General features: G+C 62.0%; 27 protein-coding genes and 1 tRNA gene. 11 read left to right on the forward strand and 17 right to left on the reverse strand.

Annotation, left to right across the window (positions count from 1 at the left end; all coding sequences use genetic code 11):
• Positions 1 to 41 precede the first annotated feature (41 nt).
• The 3 genes from thiD to KTR60_RS15420 all read right to left on the reverse strand — a co-directional run bounded on the left by thiD (position 42) and on the right by KTR60_RS15420 (position 2275).
• Positions 42 to 842 (reverse strand): bifunctional hydroxymethylpyrimidine kinase/phosphomethylpyrimidine kinase, encoded by an 801-nt coding sequence (gene thiD / locus KTR60_RS15410; RefSeq protein ID WP_003946192.1) that lies wholly within the window; start codon positions 840 to 842, stop codon positions 42 to 44.
• Between the two features lie 93 nt (positions 843 to 935).
• Positions 936 to 1550 carry a class F sortase gene (locus KTR60_RS15415; protein ID WP_228401006.1) on the reverse strand — a complete coding sequence of 205 codons (615 nt, stop codon included), beginning with the start codon at positions 1548 to 1550 and terminating at the stop codon, positions 936 to 938.
• Positions 1547 to 2275 (reverse strand): hypothetical protein, encoded by a 729-nt coding sequence (locus KTR60_RS15420; RefSeq protein WP_021333507.1) that lies wholly within the window; start codon positions 2273 to 2275, stop codon positions 1547 to 1549. The genes KTR60_RS15415 and KTR60_RS15420 overlap by 4 nt, the downstream gene beginning before the upstream one ends.
• A 344-nt stretch (positions 2276 to 2619) precedes the next feature.
• Between KTR60_RS15420 and KTR60_RS15425 the strand changes: the two genes are divergently transcribed.
• Both KTR60_RS15425 and KTR60_RS15430 read left to right on the forward strand, forming a co-directional pair.
• Positions 2620 to 3063 carry a hypothetical protein gene (locus tag KTR60_RS15425; RefSeq protein WP_030537512.1) on the forward strand — a complete coding sequence of 148 codons (444 nt, stop codon included), beginning with the start codon at positions 2620 to 2622 and terminating at the stop codon, positions 3061 to 3063.
• A 21-nt stretch (positions 3064 to 3084) separates the two neighbouring features.
• Positions 3085 to 3906: a class II glutamine amidotransferase gene (locus tag KTR60_RS15430; protein WP_031331541.1), complete on the forward strand. Its 822-nt coding sequence runs from the start codon at positions 3085 to 3087 to the stop codon at positions 3904 to 3906.
• An 85-nt stretch (positions 3907 to 3991) separates the two neighbouring features.
• On the opposite strand, the gene KTR60_RS15435 is transcribed toward KTR60_RS15430, so the two are convergent.
• The gene (locus KTR60_RS15435) at positions 3992 to 4549 is read right to left on the reverse strand and encodes a QsdR family transcriptional regulator (protein ID WP_021333511.1); all 558 of its coding nucleotides are present in this window, start codon (positions 4547 to 4549) and stop codon (positions 3992 to 3994) included.
• Between the two features lie 275 nt (positions 4550 to 4824).
• Here KTR60_RS15435 and KTR60_RS15440 point away from each other — a divergent pair, with 275 nt between their 5' ends.
• From KTR60_RS15440 to KTR60_RS15475, 8 genes are all read left to right on the forward strand, one after another.
• Positions 4825 to 5736, forward strand: coding sequence for an ABC transporter ATP-binding protein (locus KTR60_RS15440; protein ID WP_230587654.1), 912 nt, complete (start codon positions 4825 to 4827; stop codon positions 5734 to 5736).
• Entirely contained in the window at positions 5736 to 6710 is a 975-nt protein-coding gene (locus KTR60_RS15445) for an oligopeptide/dipeptide ABC transporter ATP-binding protein (RefSeq protein ID WP_007731960.1), read from the forward strand. Before KTR60_RS15440 ends, KTR60_RS15445 begins: the two co-directional genes overlap by 1 nt.
• A 130-nt stretch (positions 6711 to 6840) precedes the next feature.
• Positions 6841 to 8373: an ABC transporter substrate-binding protein gene (locus tag KTR60_RS15450; protein ID WP_162114854.1), complete on the forward strand. Its 1533-nt coding sequence runs from the start codon at positions 6841 to 6843 to the stop codon at positions 8371 to 8373.
• Between the two features lie 80 nt (positions 8374 to 8453).
• A complete protein-coding gene (locus KTR60_RS15455; RefSeq protein WP_158510646.1) occupies positions 8454 to 9416 on the forward strand; it encodes an ABC transporter permease in 963 nt (320 codons plus the stop codon).
• Entirely contained in the window at positions 9413 to 10273 is an 861-nt protein-coding gene (locus tag KTR60_RS15460) for an ABC transporter permease (protein ID WP_020969703.1), read from the forward strand. The genes KTR60_RS15455 and KTR60_RS15460 overlap by 4 nt, the downstream gene beginning before the upstream one ends.
• Positions 10274 to 10338: 65 nt before the next feature.
• Complete coding sequence (locus KTR60_RS15465; protein ID WP_030537506.1) at positions 10339 to 11223, forward strand: SCO6745 family protein; 885 nt, start codon at positions 10339 to 10341, stop codon at positions 11221 to 11223.
• Positions 11224 to 11398: 175 nt separating this feature from the next.
• Positions 11399 to 12079, forward strand: coding sequence for a hypothetical protein (locus KTR60_RS15470; protein ID WP_063316364.1), 681 nt, complete (start codon positions 11399 to 11401; stop codon positions 12077 to 12079).
• Positions 12080 to 12114: 35 nt separating this feature from the next.
• Entirely contained in the window at positions 12115 to 12456 is a 342-nt protein-coding gene (locus tag KTR60_RS15475) for a hypothetical protein (protein WP_042451032.1), read from the forward strand.
• On the opposite strand, the gene KTR60_RS15480 is transcribed toward KTR60_RS15475, so the two are convergent.
• Complete coding sequence (locus KTR60_RS15480) at positions 12457 to 12912, reverse strand: hypothetical protein (RefSeq protein ID WP_228401007.1); 456 nt, start codon at positions 12910 to 12912, stop codon at positions 12457 to 12459.
• 467 nt (positions 12913 to 13379) lie between these two features.
• On the opposite strand from KTR60_RS15480, the gene KTR60_RS15485 reads away from it, so the two are divergent.
• Complete coding sequence (locus tag KTR60_RS15485) at positions 13380 to 13805, forward strand: hypothetical protein (RefSeq protein WP_064444631.1); 426 nt, start codon at positions 13380 to 13382, stop codon at positions 13803 to 13805.
• Between the two features lie 267 nt (positions 13806 to 14072).
• On the opposite strand, the gene KTR60_RS15490 is transcribed toward KTR60_RS15485, so the two are convergent.
• The 12 genes from KTR60_RS15490 to steA all read right to left on the reverse strand — a co-directional run bounded on the left by KTR60_RS15490 (position 14073) and on the right by steA (position 26233).
• Positions 14073 to 14146 (reverse strand) — tRNA-Pro (locus KTR60_RS15490).
• A gap of 102 nt (positions 14147 to 14248) precedes the next feature.
• The gene (der, locus tag KTR60_RS15495; RefSeq protein WP_003946199.1) at positions 14249 to 15676 is read right to left on the reverse strand and encodes a ribosome biogenesis GTPase Der; all 1428 of its coding nucleotides are present in this window, start codon (positions 15674 to 15676) and stop codon (positions 14249 to 14251) included.
• Positions 15673 to 16353, reverse strand: coding sequence for a (d)CMP kinase (gene cmk / locus KTR60_RS15500; protein ID WP_030537500.1), 681 nt, complete (start codon positions 16351 to 16353; stop codon positions 15673 to 15675). Before cmk ends, der begins: the two co-directional genes overlap by 4 nt.
• Before the next feature lie 11 nt (positions 16354 to 16364).
• Positions 16365 to 17786 (reverse strand): pseudouridine synthase, encoded by a 1422-nt coding sequence (locus KTR60_RS29325; RefSeq protein WP_019748584.1) that lies wholly within the window; start codon positions 17784 to 17786, stop codon positions 16365 to 16367.
• Between the two features lie 77 nt (positions 17787 to 17863).
• Positions 17864 to 18547 carry an SMC-Scp complex subunit ScpB gene (scpB, locus tag KTR60_RS15510; protein WP_037127047.1) on the reverse strand — a complete coding sequence of 228 codons (684 nt, stop codon included), beginning with the start codon at positions 18545 to 18547 and terminating at the stop codon, positions 17864 to 17866.
• A gap of 41 nt (positions 18548 to 18588) precedes the next feature.
• Positions 18589 to 19410 (reverse strand): segregation and condensation protein A, encoded by an 822-nt coding sequence (locus tag KTR60_RS15515; protein ID WP_046379919.1) that lies wholly within the window; start codon positions 19408 to 19410, stop codon positions 18589 to 18591.
• Between the two features lie 50 nt (positions 19411 to 19460).
• A complete protein-coding gene (locus KTR60_RS15520) occupies positions 19461 to 20474 on the reverse strand; it encodes a ParA family protein (RefSeq protein WP_228401008.1) in 1014 nt (337 codons plus the stop codon).
• 143 nt (positions 20475 to 20617) lie between these two features.
• Entirely contained in the window at positions 20618 to 21541 is a 924-nt protein-coding gene (gene xerD, locus KTR60_RS15525; protein ID WP_007731892.1) for a site-specific tyrosine recombinase XerD, read from the reverse strand.
• 1 nt (position 21542) lies between these two features.
• Positions 21543 to 22175, reverse strand: coding sequence for an NUDIX domain-containing protein (locus KTR60_RS15530; RefSeq protein ID WP_007731894.1), 633 nt, complete (start codon positions 22173 to 22175; stop codon positions 21543 to 21545).
• Between the two features lie 6 nt (positions 22176 to 22181).
• Complete coding sequence (locus tag KTR60_RS15535) at positions 22182 to 23942, reverse strand: CTP synthase (RefSeq protein WP_003946139.1); 1761 nt, start codon at positions 23940 to 23942, stop codon at positions 22182 to 22184.
• Between the two features lie 156 nt (positions 23943 to 24098).
• A complete protein-coding gene (locus tag KTR60_RS15540; protein WP_007731900.1) occupies positions 24099 to 25052 on the reverse strand; it encodes a copper transporter in 954 nt (317 codons plus the stop codon).
• Complete coding sequence (gene steA / locus KTR60_RS15545; protein WP_007731902.1) at positions 25049 to 26233, reverse strand: putative cytokinetic ring protein SteA; 1185 nt, start codon at positions 26231 to 26233, stop codon at positions 25049 to 25051. The genes KTR60_RS15540 and steA overlap by 4 nt, the downstream gene beginning before the upstream one ends.
• Between the last annotated feature and the right edge of the window lie 21 nt (positions 26234 to 26254).

Genomic DNA, 26254 nt, shown 5'->3' on the forward strand with positions numbered 1-26254 from the left:
ATCCTGCCAGGCCGCGCGCGGCGATGTGAGCCGCCGTGCGCCTATCCCTTGAACGCGCCCTGCCAGACGGTGTCGAACGGCGTGTGTGCCGAGACGCGGCCTTCGATGCCCGCCGTGACGAACTTCTTGGCCAGAGCGACGGCTTCTCCCACGTCGGCGCCCTTTGCCAGTTCGGCGGTCACTGCGGCGGCCAGCGTGCAACCGGCACCCGAGACGCGCTCTTCGCCGACCTTGGGGGCGGAGAGAACCGTCACGTCGGTCCCGTCGAACAACACGTCGACGGCGTCGCCACCGGCGAGTTCGACACCGCCCTTTGCGAGCACGTACTTGGGTCCGAGGTCATGGATACGACGTGCGGCCTCGATGAGGTCGTCGACGCTTTCGATGCTGTCCATTCCGGCGAGGGTGCGTGCCTCGAACAGGTTGGGTGTGACGACGGTGGCGAGCGGGAGGATCGAATCACGAAGTGCTGTATCGGTATCGAGAGCCGCGCCGGGCTCCTGGCCCTTGCAGATCAGGACCGGGTCGAGGACGACGTGGCGCCAGGACTGCCGACGCAGGCCCTCTGCCACAACCTCGATCGTGGCGGGAGTTCCCAACATTCCGATCTTGACGACGTCCAGATCGTGAGCTGCCGTGGCAGCCTCGATCTGATCAGCGATCACGTCAGGAGCGATCGGCACGAAGCGATGACCCCAATTGTTCTTGGGATCGAACGAGACGATACATGTGGTGGTCGCTACGCCGTAGACGTCCAATGCCTGGAACGTCTTCAGGTCGACCTGCAGGCCGGCACCGCCAGTCGCTTCGGACCCAGCGATGACATAGGCGAGGTCAACCACAGCACAATCTCCTTCTTCGGACTTTCGAAACGTGCGTGGATGGCCACGAACGCGGGACCCAGTTTATCAACCGTTCCGACGTCTGGTTTTCGGCTATGCGGGCACCGGAGTTCCCCACGCGACGTCGTTGTCCTCGTATCCGAACGGCGGACCGACGAACTCGCCGCCGCAGGTGATCAGCGCGAGGGTTTCGGGTCCGTCGAGGCTGTTCAATCGCTCGACCGGCAGCTCGCCGTCCTTGCCGTAGTGATCGACCGCATCGATACGGTAGTTCCAGGTCTGTCCCCCGGCGCCCGCCACGGTCACGACCGAGCCGATTTCCAGTGTCGAGAACTTCTTTCCGAAACCGTCACCCTGATAGATGTCGTTGACGTGTCCGGTGATCACCACAGTGCCCGCGCCGGAGCCGGGAAATGCCGAATCTGCCCACCATCCGATCTCACTGACATCCTCGGGCGGAATGAGCGAGCCGTCCGTCGTCGTCTTGATCGGCAGGATGTCAGCGGTGCTGTTGCCTGTGCGCAGCGTGGTCGGGACATCCGGACCGTCGACTGCGGCGCGAACTGCCGGCGGCAAATCTTGTTGGCCGGTCGCGAGGACGCGGGTCGGCGAGTCACCGTCGTCGGAACATCCGCCGATCAAGAGCATTGTCGCCACTACTGCAGCGGCCCACGTTCGGCTGGCCGTGGATCCAGGTGCCGCTGTCACGGACGAGAAGTCGGGCCGGACGGAATCTGGGCAATTGGTACTCGGTTTCCTACGTCACGACCGGGAAGTGCGTCACCGGAATCCCCACCGTTCCCACCGGAACCGTCACCACCGCTGCCGTTTCCGCCACCGCTTCCATTCCCCCCGCCGCCGGGGCCGGGGCCGGGGCACTCACCTCCCGGATCGGTGGTGTCGCCTGCCAAGACAATCTTGACTGCCGAGAGGTTGACCGTCTGGTTCTGCGCGACTTGTCCAGGAGTTGTGACGTCGAATGCGAGCTTGGCACGTACGGGGATGACCGAACCGTCGTCAGCGTCGGTGACCGTTGACCCTGACCGGCCGAGATCTTGGGTCAACGTCATTTTGGAGATCAAATCCTGATCTCCGGTCAAGCCGGCGCCGTCGATCCGAAGGGTCCCTCGGACGGGACTTCCGTGGGCTCTGATCGTCACCGATGCGCGAAACTCGAGGATGTCTCCCGGCACTGTCCGCCACGCCTCGATCGAGTTGATTTTCGTTCCAGGCGATCCAGTCGAGATGTCGTACCAACCGTCGATCACGGCCGGATCGAGTGACATCGAATTTTCGTTGATTTCCGAGTTGCACGCGCGGGTGAGCGAAACGGGGGCAGCCGATCCCACTGCGGGGAGTGCTGTCGACACAACGGTCGCCAAGACGAAGGCCGTCGCGGTGATGCCCGCGGTACGCCTGCCGAAGATCGTCATTCTCTCGCTACCTTTTTTCCGCGGACCGTAGCTTCCGGTCAATTCAGTCAAAATACCAGTACAGCTGGACAAATAGGTCGAATTCCGTGCCGAATTCCTCTTGTTTTCTGTGAACTTCGGTTACGAGCAATTTCTCCGCACACACGTTCCGGCAAGGGGTACATCGGATCAACAGGGGTCAGAAGTTACATTTCGCCCGCACATCGGAGCAGATCGCACTGATTTCTCACCGCATTGGACAGGTATTTCCGTTTCATAGCGGTCAGCCGGTGGAACAACGATCACTACAACGAGCGTGCCGGGCACGTGTCCGGTCGCCCCCCACCGAATCAAGGGAAACCGTCATGTCGGATACAACATCAGTCAAGCAGGGTTTCGCGGTAGGAACATCGATCGGGGCAGCCGTCATCTTGGTGACGGTCGGCATCGTGCAGTTCTTCCAAGGACTCGCTGCCGTCGCCGAAAACGAAGTGTTCGTAGTCGGGATCGACTACGTCTATCAGTTCGACCTGACGACGTGGGGTTGGATCCATCTCGTGCTGGGCGCGCTCGTCGCTCTCGTCGGGCTCGCACTGTTCACCGGAGCGGCCTGGGCGCGGGTGTCGGCAGTGGTGATCTGCGCGATCTCGATCATCGCGAACTTCTTGTGGCTGCCGTACTACCCCTGGTGGTCGACTCTCATCATCGCGCTGAACATCGTCGTGATCTGGGCTGTGTCGACATGGAAGCCCACCCAGACGACGCACGCCGCTGCGCATGCACCGTCAACGCCGACTCGATCTGCTTGAGTTGAAAGTATGTGTAGGTGGATGGCGTATTCCGGAGAGCCGATACTGGCCCATGACTTGCTGTTCAGGCCACAGCACTCGCTGATCGACCAGAGCCTGCATTCTCAACTCGGGGCCACGACGACAAATGGCGACGGCTTCGGAATCGGCTGGTACGGGGAAGGCCCCCAACCGGCAGTTTTCAAGAGCATCGAACCCGCGTGGAACGACTCGAACCTGCGCGAAGTCACCTCCCAATTGCGCACCCCTCTGCTGTTCGCTCACATCCGCGCCTCGACGGGAACTGCAGTGCAGCGCAGCAACTGTCACCCGTTCCGGCACCGGCAATGGTTGTGGATGCACAACGGTTCACTACACGGATTCCACGACATGAAACGGGAATTGGTGACTGCCATTGATCCGTCGCTCTTTCCGGATCTCGAAGGATCGACGGACTCGGAAACCTTGTTCTTCCTCGCGCTGACGTTCGGCCTGACCGACGATCCGTTCGAAGGTGTCGCGAGGGCCGTCGGATTCGTCGAGCACACGGCCCGCTCGCAGGGAATCGACAATCCGGTTCAGATGACCGTCGCCACGTCGGATGGCATCTCCACCTGGATCTTTCGCTATTCCAGCGAGCACCAGTCGAGGTCGTTGTTCTTCTCCACCGAGATTTCCACGTTGCGCAAGCTCCATCCTGAGGTGGATGCCCTGCACCATCTGAGTGAGGAGACCCGAATCGTCGTCTCCGAGCCTCTACGTGACCTTCCCGGCGCCTGGAACGAGGTTCCCGAATCCGCCGCAGGCGTCATCCGGCCCGGACGGGACGAGATGCGGAGCTTTGTGCCGATCCCACCAGCCTGATTGGGTCATACAACCAGGCATAGCTATGAAATAGCTTGCATTCGAAGCGCTTTCACGAAAACTGAGAAAACGGAAACTCGGCACACTAGTCACGCGAGAGGATGAGCCGGAACGCCAAGCGAGCCTTCTCCGTATCCGGAGTGCCACCAGTGAGCAAATCGTTGTAGATGAACGACTCACCCACGCGAACCAGCAGATATGCCATGTCCTCGACGGGCAGGTCTGGCCGAATCTGCTCCGGTATTTCAGCTTCGATCAGCCTTCGCACGGATTCGACCATCGTGCCCTGAATCGGCCCCAGTCCAGTTGTGAGTATGCACAACGCCTTTTGCGGTTCCCGAGTCAAATACGTCCGGAAGAATTCGGTCTCGATTGTCGCCCGTGCATGGTAAGTGAGGACGTCGACAACCCTTGACGCTCCGCTTCCACCGCACTCCTCGAGGCCCATTCGCCACGTTCGGCGCGCCAGCGAATCGAGCACGTCACCGGTAATTGTGTCGCGATTCCCTGCACGCCGGAACAAGGTGGTCCGATCCACCCCCAACTCGGTGGCCAAAGCGTTCACATCGAGCGGTTTTCCGGCTGCGAACTGTCGTCGGGCGGCACTCAACGCTTCCGCGCGGATGTCACGTGTCTCGGCCATGGAGTGAATGTATCGCTGACGACGTGCTGGTCGGTAGCCGGAGGCGATCAGACGGCGCCATCGCCGGCAATCGTTGCAACATTCATTGACTTTGTTGCAGGTGAGTGTTTATGGTTCCCCGGTACGTGATTCCAGTCACAACAGTTCAGTTGTTTACGGAGGAATGCGATGAACGATCACACGTGGACGACCCGACGATGAGCCCACTTCTGCAAGTACGAGACCTCACGGTTGACATTGGGACAGAATCGATTTCGAACAGACTCCTCGACCGAGTGAGCTTCGAGTTGGGGTCGGGCGAAATCACCGGCCTCGTAGGAGAGAGCGGGAGCGGAAAGACACTGACCGGACTCGCTCTGCTCGGTCTCTTGCCCCGTACGGCAACAACCAGCGGAAGCATCCGTTTGGAAGGACAGGAACTTGTGGGTCTGCCCGCCGCCGAGTTGAGGAAAATACGCGGTCGCGACGTCAGTATGGTCTTCCAGGACCCGAGTTCGGCTCTCAACCCCTCCGTCAGCATCGGTCGCCAGATCGTCGATGTGTTGAAGGCCCACCGCGACATCACGAAAGTCGATGCGGAGGACGTGGCTACAGATCTTCTCCACCAGGTCGGTCTGGCCGACCCGAGCAGAACCTTGAAGTCGTTCGGGTACGAGCTTTCCGGCGGGATGTGTCAGCGGGTGATGATCGCGATGGCCCTGGCATGCGGTCCGAAGTTGCTGATCGCGGACGAACCGACAACAGCGCTCGACGTCACCATCCAAGCTCAGATTGTCGATCTCCTTCGAGAACTGGCCGAACAGCGCGATCTTGCCGTGTTGTTGATCAGTCACGACCTCGCGGTTGTCGCCGAGGTCGCGGATCGAGTCATCACCATGTTTCGCGGCGAGATCGTCGACGTCGCGCCACGAGACGTGCTGCTTCGGCGGCCCGCGCATCCCTACACGTTCAGCCTTCTCGAGGCGGCACGCTCGACATTCGAAGAAGTCTCCCCCCAATCGCCCAAGTCGCGAGGCGATTTCACCACCAAAGCCCCTGCTGACGGCGTGGGTTGCCGATACGTCGCCCGGTGCAACTACTCCGAGGAGCTCTGCATATCCGATCATCCACTTCTGATCGGATCACCGGAATCGGCAACAAGATGTCACCGCAGCGACGAACTCGAGTTGCTCGGACTGGTGAGCTGATGAGCAACACCGACGTCATCGTCGACGTTAGGAATCTGGCAGTCGAGTACGGACGCGGACGCAAAGCTCTTCGCGCGGTCGACGACGTCAGCTTCTCCGTACAGAGGGGCGAAACCCTTGCGATAATCGGTGAATCAGGATCGGGAAAATCCTCGACGGCTCACGCTCTCGCGGGTCTGGTGGCTACGGCCGCAGGCTCCATCACTATGAATCTCGACGACCCGGCGTTCGGCAAGGGTGGATCTTCCCATCTCATTTTTCAAAACCCTACGTCGGCCTTGAACAATCGGATGGCCTCATGGGCTTGCGTAGCCGAGCCGATGGCGCCAGGGCGTCTGCGCATCCCACAGTCCTTGCGGCCGAAAGCCGTCGAGCTGTTGCGTCGGGTCGGTCTCGGCGCTGAGCTTGCCGACCGCCTCCCGACCCAGCTCTCCGGTGGCCAACGCCAACGCGTGACCATCGCTCGTGCACTTGCCTCCAAGGCGCCACTGATTCTCTGCGACGAACCTGTTGCCTCCCTGGATGTTTCGCTTCAGGAAGAGGTGTTGCAACTTCTTGCCGATCTCCGAGAAGAACATGACCTCACGTACATCTTCATTTCGCACGATTTGGGTTCGGTGGCACGGATCGCCGATCGCGTCGCGGTGATGTACCTCGGCCGAATCGTCGAGATCGGACCGGTTGCCACGGTCCTGAGGACTCCATCGCACCCCTACACGCAGGCACTTCTCGCCGCGGCCCCGCACATCGAACTCGAGCGGCGCAGTCGTCGGAAAGCATTGGTGCGGGGCGAGTTACCCGACCCACGGAATCCACCCTCGGGCTGTCGATTCCGCACCCGCTGCCCGTTTGCGATGGATCGCTGTGCGTCGGAAGCGCCGTCACTTCGCGCGGCCTCGAATTCCGCACACAGCTCCGCCTGCCATCTATCGTCCCCGGCCACATCGATCGGAATCTCCAACCCGCCGCAGTAAATGCGTGCCGCGTCAGTCTCCCCCTTCCGAGAAGACCAAAGCGAAAGTCCACCATATGAATCCGCGTCTGTCTTTGCGATCCCGATATCCGATCACACGCTTCCAGAATCATGGGAAAAGTGGCCCACGTGTGCTGGTAGCTGCGTTTGCACTTTCTGCTCTCGTGCTCAGCGGCTGTTCGAGCAGCGCCACCGGTACCGCCGGCGATACCGGACCTGCCGATCCGAACGCCGAACTCAAGGTCGCGACATCGCACGTGCCCGCCTCGCTCGACCCGTGTGCGGGAAACATCGGATACGACATCGACTACTTACAGTTGATGTATGCACCACTGATCGATGCGGAACCTGCCACCCAGAAGTTGCGGCCCGGAATCGCCAGCGAGTGGGGCTTCTCCGGACCGGACAACCTGACGTTCGAGATGACGTTGCAGAACGGCTTGACCTTCCACGACGGTACAGCTGTCGATGCAGCAGCCGTCAAGGCAAGCATGGAACACTGCTTGAGTCTCGGAATCGTTTCCGTCCCGACGATCAAGAGCATCGAAGCAACGTCCCCAGATCACGTCACGATCTCGTTGAGTTCACCTACCTCCGGTTTACCAGGCTGGCTCAACGGCAGATTGGGAATGGTGGTCTCCCCCACTGCGCTGGCAGCAGCAGGGGCAGACTTCGCCAACAAGCCTGTAGGCGCAGGGCCGTACACATTCACCAGCGCAGTCCCGAACAGTTCATACACATTCAGTCGATTCGACGATTACAAACCGGCAGGTCCACCCAGCCCCCAGCTCGCCAAGATCCAGATCCAGGTGATCTCCAATCCCACAGCGCTGACAAATGCCCTGACATCGAACGCTGCGGATTTTGCATACGGGCTCACACCGTCGAGTGCTCCGATCCTCGAACGGAATCCCAACCTGAACGTCAGTCACGACCCGAGACTCGGAGTTGCGCTCGTCGTGATCAACAACAAGAACCCTGTGGTTAACGACGTCCGGGTTCGTCTGGCGATGCAGTATGCGCTCGACCGCAAGGCAATTGCGCGAGCCGCGCTGGACAGCACGGAAGGAACTGCGGCGTTCGGTCAATATCCTCCCGGTTCGCAGTTCTACGACGAGGAAACCGAAGATGCATGGCCGTACGACCCGGAGAAGGCCAAATCGCTGCTAGCGGAGGCGGGGTATCCGAATGGGGTCACCGTGCGCGGACTAGCAGGCAACCTACCGCCGTACTCGACCAACGCTGTCCTTGTCGGAGAACAATGGGAGAAAGTCGGCATCAAGGTCGACTTCGTCGAAATGAGTGGACCTCAGGCGATTACGGAGTTCGTCGCACACAACAGCGCGGACGTCTTCAGCGTGGGATGGCCCACGCGAGCATCCGCACCGCTCAATTTCGAAGCCTCTCTGGGTTCGCGATCGTACTTCCGGCAGAATTCCGTCCCCAACGAGGAGTTGGAGAAGCTGATCGCACTGCTGAACAACACGTATGACGAAACCGCTCAGCTCGACATCGTCAAACAGATCAATCAAGTCGTGATCAAGTCCGCTGAGTACGTACCGTTGTACTTCACTCCCGACGTGGTCGCCTACACGAAGAACGTCCACGGGGCCGTTCCCGCACTGAACGGCTCCCCCAATCTGACGTACCTCTCGAAGTCATGACGACGACCGTTGTATCGCAAGAGAATTCGTTGGCCCCCGAGCCTGAGAGCGTTCCGACCCGAAACCCTCACCGATCGCCGGTGAATCCTTACATACGGATGATCGGCGTCCGGTTCGCACAGATAATTCCTACCGCGATTATCGCTAGTTTCATAACCTTTGCCCTTATCCGGATAATCCCCGGTGGACCAGCCGAGGCACTTCTCGGTCCGAACGGCAGCGATGAAGCGATCGCGGCACTCAACGAGCGCCTCGGATTGAATCAACCTCTGCTGGTCCAGTACTGGAACTGGGTGGTGTCGGCTCTGCACGGAGATCTGGGAACGTCGCTACAGAACAGCGCCCCCGTCGGCCCACAGATCCTTGCGCGCCTGCCGGCGAGCGCCGAGCTCGTTGTACTCGCACTGTTACTGTCCGCCGTCGTCGCCATACCGCTCGGTGTGTGGACCGCGACGCGGCAGGGACGACGCAGCGATGGTCTGACCCGCACGGTTTCGGGGATCGGACTCGCGGTACCGGACTTCTTCCTCGCTATCGTGCTGGTCGATGTCTTCGCCCTCGGTTTGGGAGTTCTACCGGTGCTCGGCTGGGTTCCTCTCGAGAACAGTGTGATCGACAACCTGAGCCATTTGGTCCTACCAGCAACGGCGCTCGCTGCCGGCGCAGCATCGATTGCGGTTCGGCAGACCAGGGCTGCGATGATCGAGACACTGTCAAGTGACTACGTACGAACTGCGCGTGCGATGGGTATCGACGAGCGGAAGATCGTGTGGCGCTACGCGCTACGAAACATCGTTCCCACGATTGTCACTGTCTATGGATTGCTCGCCGTGGCGATGCTGGGTGCGACGGTCATTCTCGAGCAGATCTTCGTGCTGCCGGGCCTCGGGAGCGCTCTCGTCATTGCGATCGACACGCGAGATTATCCGATGCTTCAAGGCATTGTGTTGCTGTTCGTCGTGATCGTGCTTCTCGTGAACATCCTGGTCGACGTCGTCAACAACATGATCAGCCCACAATTGAGGAAGGGAACGATCTCGTGAGCCAACTCGCGCTGACCACCGCAGGCGAGACCCGCTCCAAGTGGGCTCTCCCTCGACTGCACCCCGGATTATGGCTCAGCTACTGCTTTCTCGGAACGCTGATAGCGGCGTCCGTCTTGGCCTCGTTCGTGGCTCCGCACAGTCCGACCGATCAGAACCTGACCAACACGTTCGCCGGTCCGAGTGCACAGCACCTGCTTGGCACTGACGGCTTCGGTCGTGACGTGCTCAGTCGATTGATCTGGGGAGGACGCTCCGCCTTCTTCGGCGTCGCGATCGCTGTCGCTGTCAGTCTGCTGTTGGGAATTCCGTGGGGGTTGATCGCCGGATATTGGCCACGCTGGATCGGCGCGTCACTCCTCCGGGTGGCGGACGCATTGCTGGCATTCCCAGGTTTGGTTCTCGCAGTGGCTATTACCGGTGTTCTGGGGCCGAGCCTGATCACGTCGATGTCAGCGCTCGGAGTCGTCTATGCACCCACAATTGCAAGAATTCTGGCTGCCGGGGTCAGCGAAACGAGGAACCGAGACTTCGTTCTGAGCGCGCGACTCTCAGGATGCCCGCCGCACGTAGTGCTCCTGCGTCATCTTCTTCCGCACGCAATCGGGCCGGTTGTCGTTCAGGTGACCGTGCTCACCGGCCTGACTTTTCTCGCGCAGGCGGCACTCTCATTCCTGGGGTTGGGAATACAGCCCCCCACTCCGAGTTGGGGCGGTGACCTATCCGATGCGTACCTGCACATCTTGAGTGCACCACAACAGATTCTCCCCTCCGGCATTCTGATTTCATTGGTCGTCCTGGCCGTCTACCGAGTGGGTGATGCCGTCCGGGACCGCATGTATGTCAGAGGGAGATAGCCGGCGTAGAACAACCATCCGACTCGACTGTTCGAAGACCACACCACCAGCATGAAGGACTATCGATGACCTCGATCGCACCAGAAACCGCGCGCCGCGTCTTCCGTGGAGCCGAACCAATACACGGCATGATCTACTTCACCCCTTTCGGCGCGGAAGCATATGCCGCACTGGGCTTTACACACCCTCGAATGGGCTACTTCGCTTCGCGGTCTGCGCCCATGGGCGCAGTAGCGGCTGAAGTCACCATCGCTACGTTCTTCAACTTCAACCCCGAACTGGTACACGCGGTGCTGCCGGAAGCCTGGACAATCGCCACCCCCGAACAGATCCTCACCGCTCGACTCGACGCTGTCGACCGTTCGCTGCGCAAGGCCTGGGGAGAACATGTCGACGGCACCGAAGTTCGCGAAGCTGCCGAACTCGCACGTCGAGCCGCGGAACGCGCCTGCAACAGACCACAAGGGCGACCCCTGTTCGGTGGGCACGCATCATTGCCGTGGCCTGAGGAGCCTCATCTCGTGTTGTGGCATGCCCAATCCTTGCTCCGGGAGTTTCGCGGAGATTCTCATGTCGCACTTCTTCACGCCGAGGGACTCAACGGTGTCGAAGCGTTGGTAGTCCACGCCGCAACCGGTGATGTTCCTGCTGCTGCTCTGCAAATGAGCCGGGCATGGGACAACGATCAGTGGGCGGAAGGCGTCGAAAGTGTGCGGGCGCGTGGATGGCTCGAAGACGGCCCCGAGCTTCACCTGAACGAGGTGGGTCGCGATCGCCGAAAGCGGGTTGAGCATCAGACCGATGTGCTGGGGTCGTACCCGTACGAGGCGATCGGAGAGACCGGATGCAGTCGACTGATCGAAATCTCGGAACGTCTCTCCGGTGAAGTGATCGATGCAGATCTCGGATTTCCGGCAGCACTGGCAGCACGTCGCCGATTGCGTGCGTGACAGCAGGTCGTGAGTGTCGAACGTGGCTGGTGGTGATACGACGAGGGTGTCACCACCAGCCCCTTCACACAATTATCGCCGAAGTCGGCTGCGCCCCAATCTGCACAGTGAGAAGGCATCCGGATGAGACTGCCGTTGTGCCGAATTCTCCCGCGGGATGGGTCAAGATGGCTAGATGTGGAAACAGGCACTCGGGTTTGCTTTGTTCGGTGCGACCGTTGCCATCGTCACGGCGGCGCTGACACAGGGATCGGCACAGGCGTCCGCCACGATCACCCTCTTTTCGGGTGGCACCACAATCTCGGGCTTCGCGGGTGAATCGCAATGGACCTGGCCCATCGAGGCTGCGGTGATCGGCGCCCTTCTGGGCGCGCTGACCGGGTTCGTGCTCCGCCTCGCGGGCGTGCGAATCTCCGGAGGCCAGGACAATCGAATGGTTCCAACTGTGGTGGCAGGCCTCGCAGGCGTCACGCTTGGGTTGACGCCCCTGTTGGTCCTGATCGGCATGGCATTCACCGGGTCGGTTGATATCGGATGGTCCCCGCTCCTGGTCTATGCCGTCAGCGGTCTCCTGGCGTATGGCATTTCGGTCGCCGCCGTGTTCGGAGTCCTCCGCGCTGCCGGGGATCGACTTACCGTTCGCACGACGCGAGCGGTGGCGGCGATGCTTCCGGTCGGGGCGTTGGCGGCGACGACTGTAGGTGTCGGTACTGCGTGGAGGCTGGGCTTTTCCACCACCACTCCCACCTGGATCGCGGTCGTACTGCTGGTCGTTCTCGTATTGGCCATGACGTTCGTTGCGGCCCGGGCGTGGGCTCTACGGATTCAGCCTCGTGACTTACCAGAAGTCGCATAGGCAGTGGGACGATTGATTCGGACGGGTGCGTTGAGATGAGGGGCGAACGAATCTTCGCGGGACTCGTCGTCGGCCTCCTACTGGGACTGTTCGGCTACCTGCCATTGGTACTCCTGTGGCAACACTTCGCCGATGTCCCGCAGCCGCAGCTTTATCCGAACCGTTCGTTCACGTCGTTCGGCCCCAACCCGCCACCGCTCACCTACTGGATAAGTTGGGCGGCGCCTGCCGCCGTGTTCGTCATTCTCGGACTTATGACTATTCCCAGCCGCACCGGCAGGCAATTCGCGTTGCCATTGGTGCTCGCGTTCCTTTCTGTGGCAGCAATGGTGGCGTGGTTCTGGATCTCGATGGAACTGTTCTTCAGCCCCGACTGATCACTCACTCGGCTGCGTATCGCGAACCCAACTGCGCGCACGCGCAATGGCGCCCTTGTTGCGCAATGCGATCCCCTGATGCACCGCAGCAAGTACCAATGCCAGCACTGCAGCAGGGAGGCTCCCCACCATCGACAGCAGAGAAGGCATACCAGAGCTGAAAGCGGTAAAGAAACCCAGTACTGCAGCGCAAAGCATTGTCGCCGAGACGATCCAGGAAACTAATGGTCGTGGGATCACGGCTGGAATAACGCACAGAGCCACCGGCAACGCCAGCACCAAGAAGAGCTCCCGCCCGAAATAGTCGTGAATCGAGCGGTAACAATCGGCAGAACTGAGCGGGCCGAGGCCTATTTCGCAATCGGTGATCTCGTACAGCGGCCACTGTGCCGTCGCGGATCCCAGAATCCCGGTGGCGACCGCCAATACAACCCACGCGATCCGAATCCCAATCATACGAAGAGATCATGCCAGTAGGCGAAACTGCGCTCCGGAGAAGAAAGCAATTACGACTCGAACTGCGTGGAAGGTCGATACCGTCAACGCTAATCAAAGAATGGATCAAACTATGTTGATCGCATGGGGAGCACTGGCGCTTGCCACTGGTGCCCATATCTATGGCGCTCGCCTCGCAACTCACGGCGACTACGGGCGGAGATTACCTCTCTCGGTAGGACCGACCTCCTCGCGAGCGGCACAACATGTCCGACGTGCTCAACTCACGGGCTGGGTATCGAGCTTGATCGGAGCATCTGCCATCGTCGACAACTATTGGGAGACAGCACCTCTCTTGAGTGCGGGTATCGCAGTCGCTGTACTCGGAGTAGTTAACGGCTTACCGAGTTTGATTGTCACCCTGATGCACAATCGACGGCCGCAACAGGGTTGAAGTTTTCAACTATGTTTTGTGGAAGGGTGCTTGCATGGCAACACAACCGCATGGCCAGTCCATAACCCCGGCGTGGAAAGTATTCACGGCCATCGGTTTTGCAGGTGTTGTGGGCGCTGCCGTGACGTACTTCCGAGACGGGTGCACTTTGGCGATCATTGGCGGGATGGTCATCCTCGCGATTGGTCTGCCGCTTACTGTCTGGTCCATCCTGCGAATGCTGCGTGAGAATCGAGGACATCGCCTTCATTGGCGGAGAACACCGCCGGTCAATCCGAGGAACGTCGACCTGTCTCGTGCTGTCGGCATTCCCACTACAATTTTCGGTGCACTGACCATCTGGCTGAATACAGCAGGTTCGGCGCCGTGGTGGTTGGCAGCAATCTTTACCGCCATTCTGATCGCGCTCTTCGGAGTAACCGTTGCCGTTCACAATATTCGCCTCAGTCAGCGAACCTGAGCTAGCCTTCCGCGCATGCCGGTTTCCGCGAGTGTCCGTGCGCGCCTTCGCTCCCACTTGCATCCAGATGACGAGATCCGGTACGTATTTCCAGCAGACGTTCTGATGAGCGCGAAACCGACGAAGAATATGTTGCAGTAGTGAACGCTGCCGACGCGGAGATCACGTCACCGCAGGACTTCCCGCGCGATCCGTTGCCGAACCTCTGAAGGCACAAAAAAGGCAGTTTCTCATTTCTGAGAAACTGCCTTTTTGATCTAACTTCGGTCGGGCTGACAGGATTTGAACCTGCGACCACTTGACCCCCAGTCAAGTGCGCTACCAAGCTGCGCCACAGCCCGTCCCACGCCCTTGTTTCGGGCGCTTGGAAAGATTACATCAGGGACGGGCCGAAGTACCAATCGGCTGGTCAGAGCCGTTTCAGTACCGAATTGGACGCAGAATCAGCGGCCCTTACGATCACGCTTCTCGCGCACTCGGACGGATACGCGGATCGGGCTGCCGTCGAAGTTGAACTCTTCACGCAGACGCCGCTCGATGAAGCGGCGGTAGCCGGCCTCGAGGAAGCCCGTGGTGAAGAGAACGAATGTCGGCGGGCGTGTGCTTGCCTGCGTCGCGAACATGATGCGAGGAAGGCGACCACCACGCATCGGAGGCGGCGTTGCTGCCACAACTTCCTTGAGCCAGGTGTTCAGGCGACCCGTGGGGATGCGCTTGTCCCAGGACTCCAGAGCCGTGTCGAGAGCCGGCACGAGCTTCGCCACGGCGCGACCGGTGTGGGCGGAGATGTTGACTCGCTGAGCCCACGGAACGCGGACCAGATCGCGGTCCACTTCCTTGTCCAGCATGAGTCGACGGTCCTCGTCCACGAGATCCCACTTGTTGAATGCGATCACCAATGCACGACCCGTGTCGGCCACCATGCTCAGAACACGCAGGTCCTGCTCGGTGATCGGCTCGTGTGCGTCGATCAGCAGGATCGCAACCTCAGCGGCCTCGATCGCGCTCTTCGTACGCAGCGACGCATAGAACTCGGCACCGCTGGCATGGCTGACACGCTTGCGCAGACCAGCCGTGTCGACGAAACGCCAAGGGCGCCCGCCGAGTTCGACGATGGAGTCGACGGGGTCGACGGTGGTGCCGGCAACATTGTGCACGACGGACCGCTCGTCACCGGACAGCTTGTTGAGCAAGCTGGACTTTCCGACATTCGGCTTTCCGACGAGAGCAACACGACGCGGACCGCCGCCGGGGATACCTTCACGCGGGGTTTCCGGCAGCTTCTCGAGAACCTCGTCGAGCAGGTCGCCGGTGCCGCGGCCGTGGGTCGCACTCACGGAGTACGGCTGACCGAGGCCCAACGACCACAGCGCTGCAACCTCGGACTCGGTGCGTCCGTCGTCCACCTTGTTGGCAACGAGGATGACCGGAGTCTTCGAGCGGCGAAGCACGCGAGCCACAGCTTCGTCCGTCGCCGTAGCGCCGACAACAGCGTCGACGACCAGGAGAATGGCATCAGCCGTTCCCATGGCCAACTCGGCCTGCCGGGCAACGGCCTGCTGAAGACCCTTTGCGTCGGGCTCCCATCCGCCGGTGTCCTGGACGAGGAAGCGTCGTCCGGCCCAGTTCGCCTCGTAGGAGACGCGGTCACGGGTAACGCCGGGGATGTCCTCGACTACCGCTTCACGACGGCCGATGATGCGGTTGACGAGCGTCGACTTGCCGACGTTCGGTCGACCGACAACAGCCAAGGTCGGGACGGCAATGTGCGCTTCGCCTTCGCCGTCCGCTTCGAGATCGGCGTAATCCCACTCCGATTCCTCGGACCAAGTTCCGTCACCGGCATATTCGGTTACCAGATCGTCGCTCACTGCACTGCTCCAGTTCTGTCGCTGACCACCAACAGCAACTTGGCGATCACATCTTCAATTCCCAATTCGCTCGTATCCACCAGAATGGAGTCGTCGGCAGGGCGCAACGGCGACACTGCCCGAGTCGAATCGAGATGGTCACGGCGCTGCACATCAGCCAGCACCGCTTCGTAATTGTCTTCACGGCCTTGGCCGATGTTCTGCGTATTGCGCCGTGCCGCACGGGTTTCCGCCGATGCGGTCAAGAAGATCTTGACGTCTGCATCGGGGAGTACGACGGTTCCGATGTCGCGACCTTCCACGACGATCCGGTCCGCACCCGCCGCCAACTCACGCTGAGTGGCGACCAGCAGGTCGCGAACTTCGGGTACGGCCGACACCGCGGAGACAGCCTTGGTTACCGCGTCGCCGCGGATCTCCTCGCTGACGTCCGCGCCGTCGAGATGCACCTGCTCGCTGCTCGGATCGGTACCGATGGACCATGGCAACGCCGCAACGGCGGCCGTGATCGCGGCGGAATCCGCCAGATCGATTCCCTGACGCAGCACGTGCAGGGTCGCGATCCGGTAGGTGGCTCCGGTGTCGAGGTAGCGAGCGCCCAAACGCTGCGCCAACGCGCGAGAGACGCTGGACTTGCCGGTTCCGGACGGTCCGTCCATAGCGACTACCAGCGGCATGGACGAATCGGTCACAGGCCGACCGCCTCGTACAGTCCACCGACCTCGCTACGTCCGAGGACGCGCTGCGTTCCCGGACGCTGATCGCCGAGGGCGACAACTCCGACGTTGGTGCGAACCAGACGGACAACGGGGTGACCGACGGCATCGAGGAGGCGACGCACGATGTGCTTACGACCCTCGTGCAGAACCAGCTTGACGAGCGTCTTGCCCTCGTTGATCTCGAGCACGGTGAACGCGTCCACCTTGGCCGGACCGTCGTCGAGGGTGACACCGTCGCGCAACTGCTTGCCGGTGCTGCGCTCGACAACGCCGTGAACCGTGGCGAGGTACGTCTTCGGAACCTCGAACGACGGGTGCATCAGGCGGTGAGCCAGATCGCCGTCGTTGGTGAAGAGGAGCAAGCCTTCGGTGTCGGCGTCGAGGCGGCCGACGTGGAAGAGTCGCTGACCCGACTGAACGCGCTCGGAGACGATGTCGCCGACGCACGGACGACCGAGATCGTCGGACATGGTGCACTGCCAGCCACGCGGCTTGTTCATCGCGAGGTAGACGAGGTCCTTCTGCACGACGACGCGGACGCCGTCGACACGAACCACTGCGTTCTCGGGGTCGACACGCAGACCCTGTTCGACCACGATGCGGCCGTCGACCTCGACGCGACCCTGATCGATCAGTTCTTCAGCAGCGCGGCGTGATGCGACGCCGGCCTGAGCCAGCACCTTCTGCAAGCGGACGCCGTCGCCCTTCGGCGGGCCGTCGTGCTTGGTGATCTCGGCATGCTGATGACGCGCCGGCTTGGCGTTGGAGACCAACGGGTTCTGAGAGACGACGCGCTGCGGCTTCTCGGTCTTCGGCTTGCCACGCTTGTTGGTCGCCGGCGGTGTCGGGGCTGCCGGGCGCTTGCGCGGAGGTCCGTCGAACTTGGACCCACGAGGTGCGTTCGACCATGCGCCGCCGCGAGGAGCGTCGGGGCGTGCGCCGCGCTGATCGTCACTACGACGGTCAGCGCCGCCACGCGGTGCGCGACGGGCGTCGACGTGGGGGGTACGGCGGTCATCGCTGCGGGGTCCGCGGCGGTCGTCAGTGCGCGGTCCGCGACGGTCGTCGTTGTAGCCACCACGACGGTCGTCGGTACGTGCGGGGCGACGGTCATCGCTGCGCGGCGGGCGACGGTCATCACTGCGCGGCGGGCGACGGTCATCATTGAATCCACCGCGACGGTCGTCCGTGCGGGGACGGTCGGATCCGGCGTTGCGGTCGTATCCGGAGGTACTGCGGGAAGTGTTGCTGCGTCCACCACGGGGCGCTTCGCTACGTGCGCCGCGGGGGGCGTCGCTGCGACCACCACGGGGTGCATCGCTGCGTGCGCCGCGGTTGTCGCGGGAGTTGTTACGGTCCGGTGTGCCATCTCGGCGAGCGGGATTGTTCACTTTTTTCCTGTCAGTTTTCTACTGTTTCCCGAGCGTGGTCGGGTCTTTCTCGGTGCTGACGAGCGCCGGGATTCCGGTCAGTCGTCGACTTCGGTGTCCACTACGTCAGCGGGCACGTCTGCCTTGTTCATTCTCGCAAATCGCGGATCGGATTCCAGGCTTTCGCTGATGTCGTCGATGAGATCGACATCAGGCAAGAGCGGGGCCAACTCCGGGAGCTCGCTCAGCGAGGCCAGGCCGAGCCGTTCGAGGAACAGTTCGGTCGTGGAGTACCGTGTCGCGTTGGTGTCCGGGTCAGGCCCGGCTTCCGCGATCAGTCCGCGGGCAAGGAGGGTGCGTACCACCCCGTCCACGTTGACGCCTCGTACCGCACTGATCCGCGCACGAGTCAACGGTTGACGGTATGCGACTACGGCCAAAGTTTCCAATGCCGCCCTGGTCAATTTGGTGCGTGCGCCGTCCAATAGCAGCTTTTCCACGTACGGGGCAAACTCTTGTCGCGTGTACAGACGCCATCCGTCGCCCGCGTAGCGAAGGTCCATTCCGCTGCCGCGAGCGGTCAATGCGGCCGACATCGACGTCAGGCGTTCTTCGACTCGTTCCGGCGCGGTTCCGGTGACAGATGCGAGTTGGTTCACTTCGGCCGGCGAATCCACGACAAGCAGAAGCGACTCCAGCACTGCGTCGAGTTGATCGTCGTCGAGTTCGAAATCGGGGGCGGAATCTTCGGACTCCGAGGCGTGTTCGGTAGGCTCGATCATCTCGTCTAGCTGCGAAGATTCCGATTCCGTCGGCTCGGCGTTCATCCGTAGTCCTCCTCTGTGACCGGCGCGGCCGGGTCGTCTCCGGTCCAACTCACCATCAGCGGTCCGAGTGCTTCGGGTTGCTCGAACACAATGACCTGCCTGCGATACAACTCGAGCAACGCGAGAAATCTTGCGACTATCTCGACGGTGATCTCACACTCGGCAACGAGGTCCCCGAAGGGTGTCCACTCCCCTATGCCTCGCTCGCGCAGCAACTCGAGAATTCGCTCAGCCTGCTCGGGTATCGAGATATTGGACACATGGAGGTGATCGAGGCCCACCGTCGGCACCGGACGCGGTGTGAACACCGTCGCCGCGATCTCCGCAAAACGCTGAGGATCGACGCCCAACAACACCTCGGGCAGGAGTTCGGTGAACTGATCCTCGACGGCAACCGAGCGCGGATAGCGCCGCAGCGCTGCTTCCTCCAACTCACCGAACAGCGCCGCAACTTGTTTGTACGCCCGGTACTGCAGCAGTCGCGCGAAGAGAAGGTCGCGGGCTTCGAGAAGCGCCAGATCCTCCGCGTCCTCGACCTGCCCGGCGGGCAACAGCCTTGCCGCTTTCAGGTCCAGAAGAGTGGCTGCGACGACCAGAAACTCTGTTGTCTGATCGAGGCCCATCGCACTGCCGAGTTCCTTGGTGTATGCGATGAAATCGTCAGTGACGGTGTGCAGCGCGACTTCGGTGACATCGAGCTGTCGTTGATTGATCAGGTTCAACAGCAGATCGAACGGGCCTTCGAAGTTCCGGAGAGTGACTCGGAAACCGGCAGCCTTGGCTGCGGTCTGAGCGTCGGTCGGCACGTTCGGGTCGATCGAATCCGGCTCGACTTCGACCGAATCTTCTTGCGATGCAATCAGTTCCACTAACGACCAGACCGGTGAATGACCTCGCGGGCCAATGCTCTATATGCCTCGGCCCCAGCCGATTTCGGCGCCCACGTCGTGATCGGCTCACCGGCGACGCTGGTTTCGGGGAATCGAACGGTGCGGTTGATCACCGTGTCGTAGACGACGTCGCCGAACACCTCGACGACGCGTGCCATCACCTCACGGGCGTGCAGGGTCCGAGCGTCGAACATCGTGACGACGATGCCGGCCAACTCGAGCTTCGGATTGAGACGGTCGTGCACCTTTTCGACGGTGTCGTTGAGCAGTGCCAGGCCGCGCAGGCTGAAGTACTCGCATTCCATCGGAATGATGACCGAATCGGCGCAGGCCAACGCATTCACGGTGAGCAGGCCAAGCGACGGCTGGCAGTCGATGAGCACGTAGTCGTACCGATCGAGAACCGGGTGCAACACGCGTCCCAAGGTCTGCTCACGCCCGACCTCGGTGACCAATTGGATCTCGGCGGCCGAAAGGTCGATATTGCTGGGGAGCAGGTCGAGGCCGTCGACCCGGGTTCGCATCAGCACGTCGTCGATGGACACACGTGGTTCGACCAGAAGGTTATGGACGGTCAGTTCGAGGTCGTGATGCTGAACGCCCAGTCCGGCAGACAACGCGCCTTGCGGATCGAGATCCACCAGGAGCACTCGACGACCGTATTCAGCCAACGATGCACCCAGGTTGATGGTCGACGTCGTCTTGCCGACGCCGCCCTTCTGGTTGCACATCGCGATGATCATCGCGGGTCCGTGGTGCGCCAACGGTGTCGGTTGGGGTACCTCGCGGACCGGTCGACCTGTCGGGCCGAGTTCTTCCGCGGAAACGGTGAAGGTTTCCGCAGGTGGAGAGGCTACTGGCGTCGTATCTATTTCGAACATCGCCTCTGGTTCGGAGGGTACAGCTGGTGCTGATTCGTTCACGCGCTCGAAGAGTTGGGCATTGACATGCGGCGGCGCGGACTCCGCCGCTGGTGGCTGCGATGTCGACACGGTCCGATGCTCCCCTACTCTTTCGGCGGTTGCTCTCGGCGCCGGCAAACCCCCGAAACTGCGGTGGAGGCCGCTCGCGCTCCTTGAACGCTACCGCTTACATCACCGAATGGTCTCGCAGACACGCATGAGCCAACCAACCCCTAACGGGCACGCGGGTGTGCCTGAGCCCACACTTCGCGCAACGCGGTGACGGTGACCAGTGTGTAGATCTGCGTCGTGGTTACCGAAGCGTGACCGAGAAGTTCCTGCACGACGCGTACGTCCGCGCCGCCGTCGAGCAGGTGTGTGGCAAACGAGTGCCTGAGCGTATGGGGTGAGACGTCCGCCTTGATCCCGGCGGACGCCGCCGCGTCCTGAAGAATCTGCCATGCACTCTGACGCGAGAGGCGTCCACCGCGAGCGTTGAGAAAGAGGGCAGGAACACCGCGCGTCGCCAGGCTGGGGCGCCCGCGGACGAGATACGCGTCGACGGCGGCGATCGCCGGCCTGCCGACGGGGACGATCCGCTGCTTGCCGCCCTTGCCCTTGAGCAGCACGGAACGAGTTTCGGTATCGATGTCGTCGACGTCCAGATCGATCGCCTCGGTGATTCGCGCTCCGGTCGAGTACAGGAGCTCGAGCAGAGCGCGATCCCGCAGGTCGCGGGGCCCGTCACCGGCCGCACCGCCACCCGAAGCGTCGAGCAGGGCGATCACGTCGTCGAGAGGCAGGGCCTTGGGCAGCTTGCGTCCGGGCGTCGGCGGCTTGACCGTTCGGGCCACGTCGACGCTGACCAGACCTTCGGCGGCGGAAAACTTGTGGAATCCGCGAACCGCGATCAGGGTGCGTGCTGCCGAACTGGCCGCCAATGGTACGACGCCGGAATCTTTGTCACCCAGGCGCAGATGTGTCACGAATTCGGTGACGTCGTTCTCCGTCACGCCCGCGACGTCGTCGATGCCGCGTCCGTGCAGGTACTCCGCGTACCGATTCAGGTCGCGGCGATAGGAAAGTAGAGTATTGCGCGCAGATCCTCGCTCGACCGCTAGATGGTCGAGATACGAGTCCACCTGTCGGGCAAGCACTTCAGGCTCGCGACTTGCGTTCTCCGAATGCGCGAGGACGATCGGGCCACGGTGCGTCGGCGGGGCGTAGCGGCTTTCCCGTCGCGCGTGCGGTGGCGATCGCGAGAATGCCTGATACCGCTGTGGCATTGACGATGTCGCCGCGTAGCGCCATGTCGACGGCGTCGGCGAGCGGAACCCGCGAAATCTCGAGATCGGCTTCTTCGTGTTCGGGATCGTCGCGCTCCACCTCGTGCAGCCCCTCGGCGAGGAAGACGCGAACCGCCTCGTCCGTGAACCCGGGTGAGAGAGCGACATCGACCAGCACCGACCACCGATCGGCGCCGAGTCCGGTTTCTTCGCCCAGCTCGCGCGCTGCCGCCTCGACCGGGCTCTCCCCCGCAGCGTCGAGCAGACCGGCAGGAATTTCCCACAACCGGTGCCCGAGCGGGTGACGGTACTGGTGAATCAGCACCAGATTGTCGCGCTCGTCCAGTGCCACGACGGCAACGGCGCCGTGATGCTCGACGACTTCCCGATCGGCACGCTGACCACCAGGCATCGCAACGGTGTCGACGCGCAACGCGATGATCGCGCCGGTGTAGACCGTCTTGGAGCCGAGGGTGTCGAATTCGTGCCGACCGGGATCGCTCATCTGTGGCTAGACCTTTTCCACGTTCTCGACTGCAGCGTCGAGCGCCGTCTCGGTGGCAGCGGTGTCGATCTTCTCGTCACCGTGGACGTCGACGGGCAGGCGCTCTTCGAGCTTGTACGTCAACGCTGCTTCGACGAAGGCGGCGAACAGCGGGTGCGGGCGCGTCGGGCGGCTCTTGAGCTCCGGGTGTGCCTGGGTGGCAACGAAGAACGGATGCTGCTCACGCGGGTACTCGACGAACTCGACCAGGTGGCCGTCCGGTGAGGTTCCGCTGAACTGCAAGCCGGACTTGGCAATCCGGTCGCGGTAGGTGTTGTTGACTTCGTAGCGGTGACGGTGACGCTCGGAGACGTCCTCGGTTCCGTAGGCCTGAGCGACGACGGAACCCTTGGTCAGCACGGCCGGGTAAGCACCCAGACGCATGGTGCCACCGAGGTCGGCGTCACCGGCGATGACGTCTTCCTGATCAGCCATCGTGGAGATGACCGGATGCTTGGTGTCCGGCTCGAACTCGGCCGAGTTGGCATCGTCGAGGCCGACGCTACGAGCAGCTTCGATGACGACGCACTGCAGACCCAGGCACAGACCCAGCAGCGGCAGCTTGCGCGAACGTGCGAAACGGATCGCGCCGAGCTTGCCTTCGATGCCGCGGATGCCGAAGCCACCGGGGATCAGAACACCGTCGACGTCACCGAGAGCGGCCTGCGCTCCGGCTTCGGTCTCACAGGCGTCCGACGGGACCCAGGAGATCTCGACCTTGGACCGGTTCGCGAATCCACCGGCGCGCAGTGCCTCGGTGACGGAGAGGTATGCGTCGGGCAGGTCGACGTACTTGCCGACCAACGCGACCCGCACGGTCTCACGCGGCTGGTGAACACGATCGAGGAGGTTGCCCCACACGGTCCAGTCGACGTCGCGGAACGGGAGACCGAGCTGGCGAACGACGTAAGCGTCGAGGCCCTCACGGTGCAGAACCTTCGGGATGTCGTAGATCGAGGGAGCGTCGGGCGTCGAGATGCAGGCGTCGACGTCCACGTCGCACATCAGGGCGATCTTGTTCTTGAGGCCCTGCGGAACGTCACGATCGCAACGAAGGATCAGCGCGTCGGGCTGAATGCCGATGCTGCGCAACGACGCAACCGAGTGCTGCGTGGGCTTGGTCTTGAGTTCTCCGGAGGGGCCGAGGTACGGCACGAGGGAGACGTGCAGGAAGAAGACGTTGTCGCGGCCGACGTCGTGGCGGACCTGGCGAGCGGCTTCGAGGAAGGGCTGCGATTCGATGTCGCCGACGGTGCCACCGATTTCGGTGATCACGACGTCCGGGCGGTGTCCCTGCAGATCCGGACCGCTCATCTCCAGGATGCGACGCTTGATCTCGTCGGTGATGTGCGGGATGACCTGAACGGTGTCGCCGAGGTACTCGCCGCGGCGTTCCTTGGCGATGACCGTCGAGTAAACCTGGCCGGTGGTGACGTTCGCCTGGCCGGAGAGGTCACGGTCGAGGAACCGCTCGTAGTGTCCGACGTCGAGGTCGGTCTCGGCACCGTCTTCGGTAACGAAGACCTCGCCGTGCTGGAACGGGTTCATGGTGCCCGGATCCACATTGAGATAGGGATCGAGCTTCTGCATGGTCACGCGCATTCCCCGCGCGGTCAACAACTGTCCCAGGCTCGAGGCGGTCAAACCTTTGCCGAGCGAGGAAGCTACACCTCCGCTGACGAAGATGTGCTTGGTGGCGGTACGCGTGTTAGTGCGTGACTGTGGCAAAGGGGCTCCCGTGACGACTGTGCAGGGCTTGGTCTGATGAAGCATGCTGGGGCCTGCCGACCCACGGGATTTCACGGTAACACCTATCGGGGGTCGGTGCCTACAACGCGCCGACTTTCCGCCCCCGATGTGACCGGCGTATCAATACCGGGGTGTTCAGTTGGTGGGTGCGCCGACGGTGACCGCCGCCGCTCCCGGTCCCGTGCCGTAGCGGCCGGCGCCGCCGTTCAACTGTTCCTGCAGCGCCAACGGCGTGGTGATCTTGCCCGACTCCCGATCGATGTTGTCGATGGTCGTCAAGCCCGCTGAGAGCGCCGCGTCCGCACGAGCGACGGCAACCGGACCACTGCCCTCGGCCGAGCCAGGCCGGCCCGCGAGAATCGTTCCTGCGCCGCGTCCGTCGAGAGCACCGGCGAACCGGGCGATGACGGCGCCGCGGTTACCCGTGGCTGCGTCGGATTCACTCTTGTTGTCGCCGGTGAGAACCACGGCGAGTTGAGCCGGCTTGACCGCTCCGTCGTCGTAGCTGATGAAACCGGCGCTACGCAGCGAGTCGAGCGCGAGATTCATCTCGTCCGGAGTGCTCTGCGGTTCGCTGTTCTGCCCGTTGAGAAGCAGAACCGAACCGAGCAGATCACCCGCGAGACTGCCCTGATCGACCGCACCGGTCTTGAGGGTGATCCCCGCAGGGATGACATTGGTGACGACGGTCCGCAAGCGGTCACCACCGGTGGCGTCGACAAACGAATCGGTGAGCGAGACGCGTCCGGTCACGGCACCGCCGGCGGCAGTGACGAGTCGGTTGACACCGTCGAGATCACCGGGATCGGCGTCCGGTGCCGTGATGACGACGACGGTGCGACCAGCGAGACTGTCACGCACGACGCGACCGCCGACAGCGGCATCGAAGCCGTCCGCGGAATTGAGTTGCTGCTGAAGCTGATTGGACTGTTGATTGAGGTCTTCGATCTCGTTCTGCAGGTCCGCCTTGTCGTCGCGCAGACCCGAAAGCAATCCACTGGACAGCATTCCGGAACCGAGCACCACGCCGATCGCGAGTGCCAGGAAGATTGCCGCTATGGAAATTGCATGTTGACGCATCGAAATCACTTGAAGAGCCCCTGAACCCACAGCGCGAAGCTGTTCCACGTTGCGATTGCCCAGTCGAGAACTTCACTACCGGCATTGGACACGACCAGGGCGACGATCACTGCCACCAGGGCGGCGAGCACCAGGAGCGCGATCGCGCCGCCGGACACTCGACTTCGATACAGCGTTGCCACAGCCTTGGCGTCGACCAGTTTCGGCCCAACCTTGAGCCGTGTCATGAACGCCGACGGATTGCTTTCACGACGCCCACGGTCGAAGAACTCGTCCAAGGACACCACGTTGCCGACCGTCACGATCAGTGAAGCGCCGTGGTGATCGGCGAGCAGCAACGCAAGGTCGGTCGGTGAGCAGGTCGCCGGGAACGTCATCGCCCCGATGCCGAGATCCTGGATTCGGGAAAGCCCCGCCGCATGACCGTCCTGGTCTGCGGGCAGAACAACTTCCGCGCCGGACTTGAGGGTGGAACTGGTGATCTCTTCCGGGTCGCCCACGATCAGATCGGGGCGGTATCCGGCCTTGCTCAACACGTCCGCACCTGCGCCGACACCGATCAGGATCGGCGAATACTCCTTGATGAAGGGCTTGAGGTTCTTCAGATCGGCCTCGTGTTCGGGTCCGTCGGAGACGACCACGACGTGGCGATCCTTCAAGTCGATGTCGATGTCCGGAACACCGATTCCGTCGATCAGCAAAGGACTTTCGGTGCGGATGAACTCGATGGTGTTACCCGAGAACGCTTCCAGGTGATCGACCAGGCCGGTCTTGGCCTCGATCATCCGATCGGAGATCTCGGCCTCGGTCTGCTCTTCGCCCTTGACGAGGCTCTTCTCGCCGTTGAAGATCTCGCCCTCGTGCAGGCGGATCTTGCTGCCGTCCTTGACGTTCTTGAAGACGTCACCGTCGACGGCATCGATCAGAACGATGTCGTTGGCGACGATCACTTCCGGTCCGAGGTTGGGGTACCGCCCCGAAATCGACGGCGACGCGTTGACCACGGCCATGACTCCGGCTTTCACCAGAGCATCGGCGGTCCGGCGATCGATGTCGACTTCGTCGAGGATCACGATGTCTCCAGGACCGACGCGGCGTAGAAGCTTCGCCGTGTTCCGATCGGCCCTGGCGATGCCACTGATCCCAGGCAAGGATTCGGTGTTACGTGAGAGCAATCCGGGCATCTTCATGGCTTCGATGATGAACCTGAA

Origin of the sequence: Rhodococcus sp. C1, assembly GCF_020809065.1 — a bacterium.
In the GTDB taxonomy this organism is placed as follows: domain Bacteria; phylum Actinomycetota; class Actinomycetes; order Mycobacteriales; family Mycobacteriaceae; genus Rhodococcus_F; species Rhodococcus_F qingshengii.